The sequence below is a fragment of the Ruegeria sp. AD9 genome (assembly GCF_056542305.1).
Genome location: NZ_JBQFZP010000005.1, coordinates 58,124 through 71,712, shown reverse-complemented (window position 1 = coordinate 71,712; position 13,589 = coordinate 58,124). Strand labels below are relative to the sequence as shown.

Genomic DNA, 13,589 nt, shown 5'->3' with positions numbered 1-13,589 from the left:
CGTCAGACGAGGCCGGTCAATATCCAGAAAATCACGGCCGACATGGCGGCGGCGGCGGGCACGGTCACGACCCAGGCTGCAATGATCGTCATGAAATGCGACCGCCGCACCAGCTTGCGCCGCCGGAATTCTTCGGGGGCCAGCTTCTGCGCTGTCGCGTTTCTCCCATTGTTCTGTTTCCGCCTGCGATCCGACTGCCATTCGCGATAGAACCCGACGCCAAAGATTGCGCCAACGGCGATATGCGTGGAACTGACCGGCAGGCCCAGCCAGCTGGCCACAATGACAGTGATCGCCGCCGACAGTGCGACGCAAAAGGCCCGCATCGGGTTCAGCTTGGTGATCTGGCTGCCGACCATCCGGATCAACTTGGGCCCGAACAGAAACAGGCCGAACGATATCCCGAACGCGCCGATGATCATCACCCATAACGGGATCGAAACCTTTTGGGCGAAATCTCCGAACTCAGCCGCGTGTACAATCGCCGCCAGAGGGCCGACCGCGTTGGCCACATCATTGGCGCCGTGGGCAAAACTCAGAAACGCGGCCGATATCACCAATGGCAAGCCGAACAGGGTTTTCAGCGACCGGGTCCGGTTCTCCATCCCCTCGGATTTGCGGCGTACCCAGGGAACCGTCAGCGCCCAGACCAGCACGCCGCTGCCCAGACCGATCAGCAGCGCCACCTCCAGTTCGATCTTCACGATCCGCTTCAGACCCTTGACCGACAGATAGGTGGCAAACGCTGCCGCCATCACCGCCACAAGGATCGGCACCCAACGCCGCGCGGCGGCGATCTTGTCGTCCTGATACTGGATCTTGGTCTTGATCAGCGCCAGGAACCCAGCCGCGATCACGCCGCCAAGAACCGGAGAGATCACCCAGCTGGCGGCAATCGCGCCCATCGTGCCCCAGCTCACCGCGCTCAGACCGGCAGCGGCAATCCCCGCGCCCATGACCCCGCCCACAACCGAATGCGTTGTCGACACTGGCGCACCGATCCAGGTCGCCAGATTGACCCACATGGCGGACGAGATCAGCGCCGCCATCATGGCCCAGATGAACACATTGGTGTTCTGCACCGAGGCCGGGTCGATGATCCCCTTCGAGATGGTCGAGACGACGTCGCCTCCCGCAAGCAAAGCGCCCGCGCTTTCGGCAACGGCGGCGATCACGATGGCACCGCCCATGGTCAGCGCGTTCGCACCCACCGCGGGACCCATGTTGTTGGCCACGTCATTGGCACCGATGTTGATCGCCATATAGGCTCCGAACGCGGCGGCAGCCACGACGATATAGGTGCCGTCGGCCCGACCGAACAACACCGCCGCCATCAATCCGGCAAGCACCATGAACGCCAGTGCAATTCCCGGCGCCAGCAGCGGGCGGGCGACATGAAGATTGGCGATTTCTACGCGCGAGATGCGTTGCAGGTCGCTGTCAAGCGACTGCCAGCGCGGTTTTGAATTTGTGTCAGACATGGGCTTGGTCAAAGTTTCGCAGATCGCCCGCAGCTAACGGTTTCCCGGTTCAGGGGCAAGCGCGCAGCCATCAAATTGTTGCGAAACGGCTACATCTGTCGCAGCAGCGCCTGCAACTCGGGCTCCTGCACCCGTTTGGCGGCTTCTGCCGGTGAAAACCACTGACGTTTGCGCTTATCCACTTCGGGAAAATCATCGGCAAGTTCTCGCACGGAAACCCGGTAGACGCGGGTCAGGACCGACTGTGCCGATCCCCCCTTGAAGATCTTGTCATAGGTGAATTGGCCGATGGGCTCCTTGTCGACCGCTTCTGCACGCACGCCAGCCTCTTCCCACGCCTCCAGCAGGGCCGTCTCCAACCCGTCCAGACCATTGACAGGCCAGCCCTTCGGGATGATCCAGCGCCCGGTTTCGCGGCTGGTGATCAGCAGAACCTCGTCCTGATCCTCATGCCTGCGTGTACACAGGGCCGCAAACTGCACCCTTTGGGGACGCAGGAACAAGGGGCGTCCGACCTCTTCCCAGATATTTCGCAGCCAAGCACTCATGAGATGTCTTCAAATCCTGTTTCTGTCTTCGAAACCTGTGTGACGTAACAACAATAATGCCAGACTTCAATGAAATGTCCGCTTATTTCTGATTATGACCGGTTCTTCGGTCAATTTACTGTGATTTGTGAGATTTCGTGCAACAGCCCCGAAAGCCTGAGCCGCTTGCCGGAAGCAACACGGCAATGGGTCTATTCCTGCCTGCGTTTGGCCCTCAGCGTCGGGTCGGCCTGTGTCGGGTCTTCGGGCCATGGATGTTTGGGGTATTGCGCCCGCATATCCTTGCGCACATCCGCATAAGACCCGGCCCAGAACCCCGGCAGATCGCGGGTAATCTGGATCGGGCGCTGCGCCGGGGACAGCAGCGTAATCTTCAGGGGCTGTCCGCCAACCACCGGATGCCGGGTCACTCCGAACAGCTCCTGCAACCGAACCGAGATTTCGGGGACCGCCGCGCCATAATCGATTGGTACCTTGCGCCCCAGGGGTGTTTCAAACGATCCCGGGGCGCGCCGGTCCAGTTCCTGGGACTGGGTCCAGTCCAGCCGCGCGCGCAAGGCGGGCAGCGGGTCGAACCGTTTCCAGTCCTCCGCGCTTTTGACACCGGACAGCATCGGCAACAGCCAGTCGTCCAGCTCGGCCATCAGACCCTCGACCGAAAAGTCGGGCAGGTCCACCCCGTCGGCGCGCACCAGTTCCACCCGCGCGGCCAGCCGTGCGGCGGCCCCGTCCAGCCGCAATCCCAGATCGCGCACCCCGTCCAGCATCGCACGCGCCACGGCGGCGTCCGGGACATCCTTCCAGATGCGGTCGTCCAGCGTGATCGCCCCAAACCGCTCCTGCTGTCGTGACACAACCCGCCGCTCACGTTTTGACCAGGCGCAAACCTCGGCCCAATGGATCTGGTCGGCGAACAGTTCGCGGATCTCGCGTTCCGAAATCTGGGTGGCCATCCGCACCTTTGCCTCGCGCGGGTTTCCATCGGTGTCGGTGACAACCAGAAAAGGCGCCGCCGCCAGCGAATCGCCGCTGTCCAGCACGACACCTTTGCCCCCCGACAACACATAACGCGGCGCATCGCCCTTGCGCCGCTGTCCGATACGATCGGGATAGGCGAGGGCGGCCATGGCGGCAGCGCTCAGATCATCCGTCTTGCTTCCGGCCTGTTTCCTCAACCGCTTGGCCTCGGCATTGATCCGATCCACGGCGCCCATGTTCACCTGCCAGACCCGGTTGCGCTGAAAGGTGCGCACATCCCGCAGTGCCTCTTGCCGCAAGGCGATATCCACCGGCGCGCCGCGCAGGGGGTCGCGTTCGGCCATCAAGGCGGCCAAAGGCGCGGCACTCGGTCCGGCCCGCACCAGCATATGCCCCAGCCGGGGATGCAACGGCAGCGCCGCCAGCGCCCGCCCGTGTTCGGTGATCCGCCCCTTGCCGTCCAGCGCGCCCAGCATCGCCAGAAGGGCGCGCGCCTCGGCCATCGCGCCTTCGGGTGGCGGGGTCAGAAAGGCCAGATCGGCGGCATCCGCGCCCCACAGCGCCAGCTCCAGCGCCAGCCCGGTCAGATCGGCGGCTTCAATCTCGGCAGGCGGGTACGCGGCCAGCGCGCCATCCTCCCCCTTTGACCACAGCCGGTAACACAGCCCCTCTGCCACACGGCCCGCACGACCCGCGCGTTGCGTGGCCTCGGCCCGTGTAACCCGCTCGGTCACCAGCCGGGACATGCCCGAGCCCGGATCAAACCGCGCCCGCCGCGCTTGCCCCATATCCACCACCACCCGGATATCGGGGATCGTCAGCGAGGTTTCGGCAATCGACGTCGCCAGCACCACCTTGCGCCCGGTCTCAACCGGGGCAATCGCTGCGCGCTGGGCCGCAAAGGGCATGGCTCCGAACAGCGGGCGCACCGTGCAACTGGCGGGCAGGCGTCCGGTCAGGGCTGCTTCAGCCCGCCGGATTTCACCTTCACCGGGCAGAAACACCAAGATCCCGCCACCGATGGCGCGGGTCTCGCGCTCGGCCTCAACGACCAGATCGACCAATGCATCCAGCCGCCGTGCCTGAGGCCCCAAGGGCCGGTCCAGCCAGCGCATCTCGACAGGAAAACTCCGGCCTTCCGACGTAACCAGCGGCGCGGCCATCAGGCGCCCCACCGGGTCCGCGTCCAATGTGGCCGACATGGCCAGCAGAATCAGGTCGTCGCGCAGCGCGCCCGTGACCTCAAGGCACAGCGCCAACCCCAGATCCGCGTTTAGCGAGCGTTCGTGGAATTCATCAAAGATCACCGCCCCGATGCCCGGCAGGTCAGGGTCCGATTGCAGCATCCGGGTCAGAATGCCCTCGGTCACCACCTCGATCCTTGTGTCTTTTGACACTTTCGCATCGCCCCGCACGCGATAGCCAACACTCTGGCCCGCGCGCTCTCCCAGCGTCTCTGCCATCCGCTCTGCCGCGGCCCGTGCCGCCAGCCGCCGCGGCTCCAGCATCACGATCCTGCCGCCGCACAGACCCGCCTCCAGCATCGCCAGCGGAACCCGCGTGGTCTTGCCCGCACCGGGCGGTGCTTGCAGCACAGCACGGCCCTGCGCCCGCAGGGTGTCCAGCAGGCCGGGTATGGCATCGTCTATAGGCAGGCGTAGGGTCATCCGGCCCTTATCCGCGATCCCGCAGGTGGCGTCCAGTTTCCGCGCTCACATCAGTAAATCGCCCCGCACGAAATGACGCAGGCTGCGCGATCTTCGCACTTCCTGCCGCCTCCGGTCTGGACAAACACCCCCCAAGCACGGCAACTGTTCCTGCCTCTAGGAACGGGACAAGAATGCAGACAGACAGCCTGAGCGACAGAATTCTGAAGGGCGAGCGCCGGGCGCTGGCGCGTGCGATCACCCTTGTTGAAAGCAATCGCGCCGATCACCGGGCACAGGCCAGCGACCTTCTGGCCCAGCTTGCCGGTTCGGGGCGTCAGGCGCTGCGTATCGGTCTGTCCGGCACACCCGGCGTGGGCAAGTCCACCTTCATCGAAAGCTTTGGCATGATGCTGACGGGGCAGGGGCTGCGCGTCGCGGTTCTGGCGGTCGATCCCAGCTCGGCCCGCTCGGGCGGCTCGATCCTGGGCGACAAGACCCGGATGGAACGCCTGAGCCGCGAGCAGAACGCCTTCATCCGGCCCTCTCCCAGCCAGAGCCACCTTGGCGGCGTCGCCCGCCGCACCCGCGAGGCCATCGCCCTGTGCGAGGCCGCAGGCTATGACGTGGTGCTGATCGAAACCGTGGGCGTGGGACAGTCGGAAACGGTGGTGTCCGAACTGTCAGACCTGTTCCTGCTGCTGCTGGCCCCGGCGGGTGGGGACGAGTTGCAGGGCGTCAAGCGCGGCATCATGGAAATGGCGGACATCATTCTGGTCAACAAGGCCGATGGCGACCTGAAAGCCACCGCCACCCGCACCTGCGCGGATTATGCCGGCGCACTGCGGCTGCTGCGCAAACGCCCGCAGGACCCCGAAGGTTTCCCCAAGGCAATGACCGTTTCCGCCGTCGAAGAGCACGGGCTGGAACAGGCCTGGGAGGAAATGCAAACCCTGACCAAATGGCGCCGCGACACCGGTATCTGGGAGGCAAACCGCGCCGCCCAGGCCCGCTACTGGTTCGGTCAGGAGGTCCGCCACGCCCTTCTCGCCCGTCTCGATACACCTCAGGCCCGCGCCGAGATGGAGCGCCTGAATGACCAAGTCTCGCAGGGACGACTCAGCCCGGCGGTTGCTGCCGGACAACTTCTGGACACGCTCGGCTGAAGGGCCGTCATGGCCGCTTCACCTTTTGCCAAATACTCTCGCCAACGGCATGGCCCGTCCGGGCCATTCCTGCATGGCAGGCAAAATGAAAGATTTCGCGCAGCCCGTCTTGACCCTCCGCGCGATTCCCACTACACGCATCCAACCAGTTTTCGGGCGCGACTTCGGGTTGCGCCCCTTGTGATTTGGCCGCGGGTACCTAGCCCGGCCTCCAGAAACAAAGGAAGAAACCATGTCGCGCCGTTGCGAACTGACCGGAAAAGGCCCGATGACTGGCAACAATGTCAGCCACGCCAAAAACAGAACTCGTCGTCGTTTTCTGCCGAACCTGAACGACGTTACCCTGCAGTCCGAAACTCTGGGCCGTGGCGTCAAGCTGCGCATCTCGGCGGCTGCGCTGCGTTCGGTTGACCACCGCGGTGGTCTGGACGCGTTCCTGGCCAAAGCCAAGGACGATGAGCTGTCGGCAAATGCTCTGAAAGTGAAGAAAGAAATTGCCAAGGCGCAAGCTTCGGCCTAAGGTCTTTCACTTAACAGTATTTCAGGCCCTGCACCTTATCGGTGCGGGGCCTTTTCTGTTGGGTCAGCCCCTTTCGGCCTCCATTGTTTTCAATCTGGAACTAATTTTTCGCCATTGGTGAACTTCTTCACATACAGGTTTCCGAATCTGACCTAACGTCACTGTCATCCATCAGGCGGGGGCCACATTATGACGTTAAAAAGTTTTTATCTTTTCTTGTTTCTGGCCGCGGTATTCCGCAAGGCGATTGCAACCTGCACACGGATGCAGCGCTGGGTGAACCGGTCCCATACCAGCTTCACCACAGACAGGGTGAAAAGACCCGGACTGGATTATTGAAAAACAGCTTCAAGCGCGACCCTTTGGCGCTTGAAGCTTTTCCCGTTGCTGACCTATAGCTGGGTCAGAATGAGACCTTCTGTTACCAGATTTCTGCCTTATGTGCTGACCCTTCTGCTGGTTCTGACCGGGCAGGGGCTGGCCATGTCGCGCGGTATGGACAAGGCGGTGGGTCAGATGGTGCTGTGTACGGGCACCGGCCCGGTTGTCGTCTATATGGACGAAAACGGGCAACCGACCGCCCCGCCGCATTACTGCCCGGACTACGCAATATCCTTGCTGGGGGCCGTTGCGGTTGCCGAACAGGCACTGCCAGCCGCGCCGGAACAGGCGCAACCAGCACCGCTGCGGCATCTGGGCAACCAGATCGCCCTTCCGGTTCCCGCAACCCCGGCCCGCGCGCCTCCTGTCAGCGTTTGAAACCCACCCATTTCAAACCTTTATACAGGAGAGGCACGATGTCCCTCAAAACCACTCTGCTCGCAACCCTGGCCTCCGTGTCGCTGGCCATCCCCGCCTTTGCCGAAGGCACCATCACGGTTGACGACGCCTATGCCCGGTCCTCGGGCAAGACCGCCATCGCCGGTGCTGCGTTCATGATGATCCATAATCAGGGTGATGCGGATGACCGGCTGATCGGTGTAACCTCAGACGCGGCAGCGCGTGTTGAATTGCACACGCACCAGGTCGATGAAAACGGCGTGGCCAAGATGGTGCATGTCGAAGAAGGATTTGCCATTCCAGCCGGTGAAACCCACATGCTGAAACGCGGCGGCGACCATGTGATGTTCATGGGGCTGACGGCCCCGTTCGAACAGGACGCCAAGGTGCCGGTCACGCTGATCTTTGAAAAGGCAGGCGAGGTTGAGATCGAGATTCCCGTGGATCTGGAGCGTCAGGACAAAGGCGGCCACGGAACGCATTCGAACTAGGGCAACGCCTGTCTTCGGGCCGCGCGGCAGCCCTCATCCATGCGTCAGGCCGGGCTTTGCCCGGCCTGTTTTCCATGCGGCCGCGGATGGCGTTATTTGTTGATGGTTTTCAGGCCGACACGGTCGCCCGCCTGATGGAATCGCGAGGCCAGCCAGAACATGACAGCGGCCATGGCCAGCGCCGAGAATGCGATACCCCAGCCCAGCGCTACCAGCGCCACCGCAGGCCAGATCATCAGGACAAGCCCGACGACAAGCGCGACAAATCCCGATACGCGCATGGAGCCGCGTTGCGGGTCACTTGCATGCATCCGCCCGGCAGCCGCCAAGGATCCGATCCCGATGATCAGCGCCCATGCGCCCAACAGGAAAAACGCCAGTTTCACCGTGCCTTCCGGCCAGATCAGCAGGACAAGCCCGATCAGAAGCGCGCCGATCGCAGCACCTCCCAGCACCCCGCGACGGCCAACACCCAAAAGCGTCAGCCCACCGTCGAGGATCAGCAACACTCCGACCAGCCGCAGCAGCAGCGCGATGCTGCCCGATGGCCAGAACAGGGCCGCGATGCCTACTACCCCGGCCAGCACCCCGCGCAGCAGAAAAGTCCACCACAGGCTGGAAAGCTGTTCCCCCAGCATGTCACGCCCGGCCATGCTGCCGTCATCCAGGATTTCACCGGTGCGGGGGTCTTGATCAGTCATGGGGCATCCTCCAGTCGTTATCGCAGATAGTGTACACAAATTAAGCCAGCGTTGTCTGTAGCTTAAGAATATCCCGCAAGAAGCTGCCCGACCCATCGCGGAACCGTTTCGGATGCCCTGCCGACAATGCGCTCGTCAAAGCCCGACGGCCCGGGCGTCGGCTCCAGATTGATCTCGACCGTCCGCGCACCCGCCGCCTGCGCCTCGTGGACAAAGGCCGCCGCCGGATAGACCTGACCCGAGGTGCCGATGGCGGCAAAGATCGACGCGCTGGCAAGGTGGTCGTAGATGTCGTCCATGTAATAAGGCATCTCGCCGAACCAGACCACATCGGGCCGGGCGGTGGGCTGGCCGCAGGCGGGGCAGGGCTCGGCGACGGCCATCTCAGGCGGGGCGGGCCAGCGATGATCGCACCCGGAACACAGGGCACCCGCCAATGTGCCATGCATGTGGATGACACCCGTCGCACCGCCTGCTTCATGCAGGTTGTCTACGTTCTGGGTCACGATCACGACCTCTGCGGGCCAGCCCTGCTGCAACCGGGCCAGCGCCATGTGGGCCGCGTTGGGCTGCACGGCGGCGGCCTGAACGCGGCGTGCATTGTAAAACTCTTGCACCAAGGCGGGATCGCGCGCAAAGCCCTCGGGCGTGGCCACATCCTCGATCCGGTGCTGCGCCCACAGCCCGCCTTCGTCGCGAAAGGTGCTCAGCCCGCTTTCAGCCGAAATCCCGGCCCCGGTCAGAATGACGATCTTTCCCATATCCCCTCCGCGCGTTACACCTTGGCCATGACACACCGTATCCTCTTTGTCTGCCTGGGCAATATCTGCCGCTCTCCCGCGGCCGAGGGCGTCTTTCGCGCCCGCGCACCGCATCATGCAACCGACAGTGCCGGAACCATGGGCTGGCACGCGGGCAATCCACCCTATGGCCCGATGCAGAAGGCCGCAATCCGCAGAGGCATTGACCTTGGCGACCTGCGCGCGCGCCAGTTCACCGTCGCGGATTTCGACCGGTTCGACCTGATCATCGGCATGGATGCCCAAAACATCGCCGATATCGAAGACCTGCGCCCGTCGGGCAACGGCACGCCGGTTCGCCTGCTGACGGATTTCGCCCCTCAGACCGGTGCCGATCACGTACCCGATCCGTATTACACGCGGGATTTCGACGGCGCGCTGGACCTGATCGAAGCGGCGGTCGAGGGGCTTGCCGCCCATCTGGACACCTAGCCGCCGGTCACCCGCAACTGGCCGCTCAGCCAGGGCAGCTTGGCAACCGCCGGGTCCACGATCTGGTTCTGCATCAGGCGCCGGGTCATGCCCGCAACCTCCTGCGGGACCTGATCGGACCACTCGGTGCGCGCCAGCAGCGATATGTTGCGCGAGAACTCTCCGAACGGGGCAGGGTGCGCCTCCAGCCCCTCATGGAACCGCGCCGCGCGCATGAAGCCCAGCGGCGTGGTGATCGCCCAGCCCAGACCCCGCGCCACCATGGCCATCAGCGCCATGTGCGAGCCGATCTCGAACCGTTCCTCGAACACCTGCGACCGGCGCGCCAGATGCGCCTCGATCTGGCGGCTGATCAGCTGCTCGCGGGCATAGCGCAGAAACGGCAGCCGCTCCTGCACGGCCTCGACCCCGCCCGATCCCTGCGGCGCCACCAGAATGAACGGATCATGGACCAGCGGGTATTCGACCACCCCCTCCAGCACTTCGCCGCTATGGGCGGTGACCGCCATATGCAGGCGCTGCTCGGCCAGCGCCTCGAACAGATCAAGGCTCGACAGGGTGATCAGCTTGAATTTCGACCGGGTCAGGCTGTCGGCCAGCAAGGTGGCCAGCCGCGGTGTCAGATCATTGTCGAAATCGTCGATCAGCCCGATCGACAGCGTGGTCAGATGCCCCAGATCCATGACCGACAGCTCGCTCTGGGCCATGTGCAGCTCGGCCAGAACCGCCTCGGCCCGCGCAAGGAAACTGCGCCCCGCCTGCGTCAGCCGCATCGGTCGCCGCCCGTGATCGACCAATTCGGTCCCCAGCGCGTTTTCCAGATTGCGCAATTGCTGCGATACGGATGGCTGGCTGAGCCCCGTGATCTCGGCAGCCTGTGCCACCGATCCCGTCCGCGCCAAAGCCTCGAACACTTCAAGGCCCCGCAGAGTCAGCCCTTTCATTACCATGCAATACACCTTTCGCTGCGCCTTTCTGGGGCGCAGCGTGGATCAGGTCAAGCATTCTGACCGGGTTAGCTGCAGATCGCCTGCGCCATCTGGCCAAAGTTCTGGTACCGATCCCACAGCGCATCATCGCGCGCGGATTTCGACATCTTCAGCACCTGCGCCTGATGGGGGTCCTTGAACCATTTCGCCACGGTCTTCTGATCGCTGCGCGTCAACGCCTGATCCGCCACGCGCTGAATGCAGCTGCACCGGTCCCGCGTCGCGGCCGAGCGGTCCGACGCCATGCACGCCTGCCTGATCTGCGCCGCATCCGCGACCTGAGCCACCGCCGTCAGCGATGCCGCACAAAATGCGATAATGAGGAACTGTTTCATACTCGAGCCTCGTTTTTGCCTGCCCGGACGGGTCTTATGCCCCTCTCGGTCTGCGGCGGAGTATGAATCAAACGGGCGCGCGGATCAATCATACGTTGCGAAAAAGTGATTGCAAGCGGCTGGGATGTCGCGGTATCTGGTCCGACTTTGATTAGATCTCTTTCGTGAGACCAATATGCTTAAGAAATATGGGCGCACTTTCCACCTGCCGCAATCTCCCGGGGCCACCAGTGATGACAAGATCATGTCCAGCGTTGACGCGTTGGTGTCGGTTGACGAGGTGGTCTTTACTGAAAAGATGGACGGCGAGAACACGACTATTCACAGCCACGGCTGTCACCCCCGCAGTATTGACGCACGATACCACCCGTCTCGAGATTGGATGAAGGCCTTCGCTGCCGGAATTTCGCCCCAGCTTGCCGAAGACGAGCGCATTGTTGGTGAATATCTGTTTGCGCGCCACTCCATAGCGTACTCGGCATTGCCGACCTATTTCCTTGGATTCGCGTGGGTAAAGCAGGGCATGGTACAATCTTGGGACGCGACGCTTTCACGCTTCGTCGAGCTTGGGATCACCGCTGTGCCCGAACTCTATCGCGGGCGGTTCTCTGCTAAGGTCGTGGCGGATGTGATAGCAGACTTGAATTTGGATACTCAGGAGGGGTTTGTCGTTCGCACAACGGCTGCGTTTAACGAGGAAGACATGCCCACTCGCCTCGCGAAATACGTGCGCGAGGGCCACGTGCAAAGTGAGACGCATTGGATGAACGAGGAGTTGGTTAAAAACAGGTTGCTCTGAACGGTCATAGGCCTCGCAATCAAAGGGTTTCGCCGGGCTCTCGTCCCACCTTGACCACAGCCCATTTCCGACGCATATCCCCAACCCATGACAGACCTCGCTCATATCCGCAATTTCTCCATCGTCGCGCATATCGACCATGGCAAATCCACCCTTGCTGACCGGCTCATTCAAGAGACCGGGACAGTGCAGGATCGTGACATGAAGGAACAGCTGCTCGACAGCATGGATATCGAGCGCGAGCGTGGCATCACCATCAAGGCCAACACCGTCCGCATCGACTATACCGCCGATAATGGCGAGACATATGTGCTGAACCTGATCGACACCCCCGGCCACGTGGATTTCGCCTACGAGGTCAGCCGGTCGATGCGCGCGGTCGAGGGCTCGCTGCTGGTCGTGGACAGCACCCAGGGGGTCGAGGCGCAGACGCTGGCGAACGTGTATCAGGCCATCGACGCCGATCATGAGATCGTGCCGGTCCTGAACAAGATCGACCTGCCCGCGTCCGATTGTGACCGCGTGGCCGAGCAGATCGAGGACGTGATCGGCATCGACGCCAGCGACGCCATCCGGGTCAGCGCCAAGACCGGGCAGGGCATCCACGAGACGCTGGAAGCGATCGTGCACAAACTGCCCGCGCCGCAGGGCAATCTGGACGCGCCGCTCAAGGCGATGCTGGTGGATTCGTGGTACGATGCCTATCTGGGCGTCATCGTTCTGGTCCGCATCATGGACGGCACGCTGAAGAAGGGGATGCGGGTCAAGTTCATGTCGAACGGCACTCTGCACCATGTCGACCGCGTCGGTGTCTTCCGCCCGGAAATGCAGATGATCGACAGCCTCGGCCCGGGTGAGATCGGCTTTCTCACCGCCTCGATCAAGCAGGTCCGCGACACCCGCGTCGGCGACACCATCACCAATGACCGCAATGGCACCGAAGTCGCACTGCCGGGCTTCAAACCCGCACAGCCGGTGGTGTTCTGTGGCCTCTTCCCGGTGGACAGCGCCGAATTCGAAGACCTGCGCGACGCGATCGAAAAGCTGGCGCTGAACGACGCCTCATTCTCGTATGAAATGGAAACCTCGGCCGCGCTTGGCTTTGGCTTCCGCTGCGGCTTCCTTGGCCTTCTGCACCTTGAGGTCATCCGCGACCGGATCGAGCGTGAATACGATATCGACCTCATCACCACCGCGCCCAGCGTGATCTATCACGTCTACATGAAAGACGGTGAGATGATCGAGCTGCACAACCCCGCCGACATGCCCGACCTGTCCAAGGTCGACCACCTTGAGGAACCGCGCATCAAGGCGACCATTCTGGTGCCCGACGAATATCTGGGCGACGTGCTGAAACTCTGCCAGGACCGCCGCGGCATCCAGATGGACCTGACCTATGCGGGCCAGCGCGCCATGGTCGTCTATGACCTGCCCCTGAACGAGGTTGTCTTTGACTTCTACGACCGCCTGAAATCGGTTACCAAGGGCTATGCCAGCTTTGACTACCAGATGACCGGCTACCGTCAGGACGCGCTGGTCAAGATGTCGATCCTTGTGAATGACGAACCGGTCGATGCGCTGTCGACCATGGTTCACCGCGACCGGGCCGAGATGCGGGGCCGCGCGATGTGCGAAAAGCTCAAGGACCTGATCCCGCGCCACATGTTCAAAATCCCGATCCAGGCCGCCATCGGAGGCAAGGTCATCGCCCGCGAGACCCTGTCCGCCCTGCGCAAGGACGTGACCGCCAAATGCTACGGCGGCGACGCCACCCGGAAACGCAAACTGCTGGACAAGCAGAAGGCGGGTAAAAAGAAGATGCGCCAGTTCGGGAAGGTCGATATCCCGCAGGAGGCGTTTATTTCAGCACTTAAAATGGACAGCTAAGGCTGTCCATTTTTAGTGACGGTGGGCGAAAGCGGT

Annotated in this window: 14 protein-coding genes; 7 read left to right on the top strand and 7 right to left on the bottom strand. The window is 62.7% G+C overall.

What is annotated here, in order from left to right; all coding sequences use genetic code 11:
- Nucleotides 1–2 precede the first annotated feature (2 nt).
- The 3 genes from ACR0AM_RS09330 to hrpB all read right to left on the bottom strand — a co-directional run bounded on the left by ACR0AM_RS09330 (nucleotide 3) and on the right by hrpB (nucleotide 4,674).
- Nucleotides 3–1,481, bottom strand: coding sequence for an inorganic phosphate transporter (locus tag ACR0AM_RS09330; RefSeq protein WP_480473642.1), 1,479 nt, complete (start codon nucleotides 1,479–1,481; stop codon nucleotides 3–5).
- 89 nt (nucleotides 1,482–1,570) lie between these two features.
- Nucleotides 1,571–2,029, bottom strand: coding sequence for an NUDIX hydrolase (locus tag ACR0AM_RS09325; RefSeq protein WP_480473641.1), 459 nt, complete (start codon nucleotides 2,027–2,029; stop codon nucleotides 1,571–1,573).
- Nucleotides 2,030–2,220: 191 nt separating this feature from the next.
- Entirely contained in the window at nucleotides 2,221–4,674 is a 2,454-nt protein-coding gene (gene hrpB, locus ACR0AM_RS09320) for an ATP-dependent helicase HrpB (RefSeq protein WP_480622729.1), read from the bottom strand.
- Nucleotides 4,675–4,847: 173 nt separating this feature from the next.
- Between hrpB and meaB the strand changes: the two genes are divergently transcribed.
- The 4 genes from meaB (at nucleotide 4,848) to ACR0AM_RS09300 (ending at nucleotide 7,610) form a co-directional block, all read left to right on the top strand.
- Nucleotides 4,848–5,819 (top strand): methylmalonyl Co-A mutase-associated GTPase MeaB, encoded by a 972-nt coding sequence (gene meaB, locus ACR0AM_RS09315; RefSeq protein WP_480622728.1) that lies wholly within the window; start codon nucleotides 4,848–4,850, stop codon nucleotides 5,817–5,819.
- Nucleotides 5,820–6,051: 232 nt separating this feature from the next.
- Nucleotides 6,052–6,339 carry a 50S ribosomal protein L28 gene (gene rpmB, locus ACR0AM_RS09310; protein WP_008756960.1) on the top strand — a complete coding sequence of 96 codons (288 nt, stop codon included), beginning with the start codon at nucleotides 6,052–6,054 and terminating at the stop codon, nucleotides 6,337–6,339.
- A 408-nt stretch (nucleotides 6,340–6,747) separates the two neighbouring features.
- Nucleotides 6,748–7,098: a hypothetical protein gene (locus ACR0AM_RS09305; protein WP_480495098.1), complete on the top strand. Its 351-nt coding sequence runs from the start codon at nucleotides 6,748–6,750 to the stop codon at nucleotides 7,096–7,098.
- A gap of 38 nt (nucleotides 7,099–7,136) precedes the next feature.
- Complete coding sequence (locus ACR0AM_RS09300; RefSeq protein WP_480473637.1) at nucleotides 7,137–7,610, top strand: copper chaperone PCu(A)C; 474 nt, start codon at nucleotides 7,137–7,139, stop codon at nucleotides 7,608–7,610.
- Between the two features lie 92 nt (nucleotides 7,611–7,702).
- Here the strand turns inward: ACR0AM_RS09300 and ACR0AM_RS09295 are convergent, their stop codons facing one another.
- Nucleotides 7,703–8,311, bottom strand: a complete 609-nt coding sequence (locus ACR0AM_RS09295) for an HdeD family acid-resistance protein (RefSeq protein ID WP_480622727.1) — start codon at nucleotides 8,309–8,311, stop codon at nucleotides 7,703–7,705.
- 62 nt (nucleotides 8,312–8,373) lie between these two features.
- Nucleotides 8,374–9,072, bottom strand: a complete 699-nt coding sequence (locus tag ACR0AM_RS09290) for an NAD-dependent deacylase (RefSeq protein ID WP_480622726.1) — start codon at nucleotides 9,070–9,072, stop codon at nucleotides 8,374–8,376.
- Between the two features lie 27 nt (nucleotides 9,073–9,099).
- Between ACR0AM_RS09290 and ACR0AM_RS09285 the strand changes: the two genes are divergently transcribed.
- Complete coding sequence (locus ACR0AM_RS09285; RefSeq protein ID WP_480622725.1) at nucleotides 9,100–9,543, top strand: low molecular weight protein-tyrosine-phosphatase; 444 nt, start codon at nucleotides 9,100–9,102, stop codon at nucleotides 9,541–9,543.
- On the opposite strand, the gene ACR0AM_RS09280 is transcribed toward ACR0AM_RS09285, so the two are convergent.
- Nucleotides 9,540–10,493, bottom strand: coding sequence for a LysR family transcriptional regulator (locus ACR0AM_RS09280; protein WP_480473633.1), 954 nt, complete (start codon nucleotides 10,491–10,493; stop codon nucleotides 9,540–9,542). The two genes, ACR0AM_RS09285 and ACR0AM_RS09280, sit on opposite strands and share 4 nt — an antisense overlap.
- A 65-nt stretch (nucleotides 10,494–10,558) precedes the next feature.
- The gene (locus ACR0AM_RS09275) at nucleotides 10,559–10,867 is read right to left on the bottom strand and encodes a hypothetical protein (RefSeq protein ID WP_480473632.1); all 309 of its coding nucleotides are present in this window, start codon (nucleotides 10,865–10,867) and stop codon (nucleotides 10,559–10,561) included.
- A gap of 175 nt (nucleotides 10,868–11,042) precedes the next feature.
- Here ACR0AM_RS09275 and ACR0AM_RS09270 point away from each other — a divergent pair, with 175 nt between their 5' ends.
- Nucleotides 11,043–11,666 (top strand): RNA ligase family protein, encoded by a 624-nt coding sequence (locus ACR0AM_RS09270; protein WP_480622724.1) that lies wholly within the window; start codon nucleotides 11,043–11,045, stop codon nucleotides 11,664–11,666.
- A gap of 87 nt (nucleotides 11,667–11,753) precedes the next feature.
- On the top strand, nucleotides 11,754–13,553 hold the full coding sequence (gene lepA, locus ACR0AM_RS09265) for a translation elongation factor 4 (RefSeq protein WP_480622723.1): 1,800 nt from the start codon (nucleotides 11,754–11,756) through the stop codon (nucleotides 13,551–13,553).
- The last annotated feature ends 36 nt before the right edge of the window (nucleotides 13,554–13,589 follow it).

Bases quoted from the DNA above. Each gene is read 5' to 3' on its own strand.
- hrpB (WP_480622729.1), bottom strand. From the start codon at position 4,674: ATGACCCTACGCCTGCCTATAGACGATGCCATACCCGGCCTGCTGGAC.
- meaB (WP_480622728.1), top strand. From the start codon at position 4,848: ATGCAGACAGACAGCCTGAGCGACAGAATTCTGAAGGGCGAGCGCCGG.
- ACR0AM_RS09275 (WP_480473632.1), bottom strand. From the start codon at position 10,867: ATGAAACAGTTCCTCATTATCGCATTTTGTGCGGCATCGCTGACGGCG.
- ACR0AM_RS09305 (WP_480495098.1), top strand. From the start codon at position 6,748: ATGAGACCTTCTGTTACCAGATTTCTGCCTTATGTGCTGACCCTTCTG.
- ACR0AM_RS09295 (WP_480622727.1), bottom strand. From the start codon at position 8,311: ATGACTGATCAAGACCCCCGCACCGGTGAAATCCTGGATGACGGCAGC.
- ACR0AM_RS09325 (WP_480473641.1), bottom strand. From the start codon at position 2,029: ATGAGTGCTTGGCTGCGAAATATCTGGGAAGAGGTCGGACGCCCCTTG.
- lepA (WP_480622723.1), top strand. From the start codon at position 11,754: ATGACAGACCTCGCTCATATCCGCAATTTCTCCATCGTCGCGCATATC.
- ACR0AM_RS09330 (WP_480473642.1), bottom strand. From the start codon at position 1,481: ATGTCTGACACAAATTCAAAACCGCGCTGGCAGTCGCTTGACAGCGAC.
- rpmB (WP_008756960.1), top strand. From the start codon at position 6,052: ATGTCGCGCCGTTGCGAACTGACCGGAAAAGGCCCGATGACTGGCAAC.
- ACR0AM_RS09290 (WP_480622726.1), bottom strand. From the start codon at position 9,072: ATGGGAAAGATCGTCATTCTGACCGGGGCCGGGATTTCGGCTGAAAGC.
- ACR0AM_RS09285 (WP_480622725.1), top strand. From the start codon at position 9,100: ATGACACACCGTATCCTCTTTGTCTGCCTGGGCAATATCTGCCGCTCT.
- ACR0AM_RS09280 (WP_480473633.1), bottom strand. From the start codon at position 10,493: ATGGTAATGAAAGGGCTGACTCTGCGGGGCCTTGAAGTGTTCGAGGCT.
- ACR0AM_RS09300 (WP_480473637.1), top strand. From the start codon at position 7,137: ATGTCCCTCAAAACCACTCTGCTCGCAACCCTGGCCTCCGTGTCGCTG.
- ACR0AM_RS09270 (WP_480622724.1), top strand. From the start codon at position 11,043: ATGCTTAAGAAATATGGGCGCACTTTCCACCTGCCGCAATCTCCCGGG.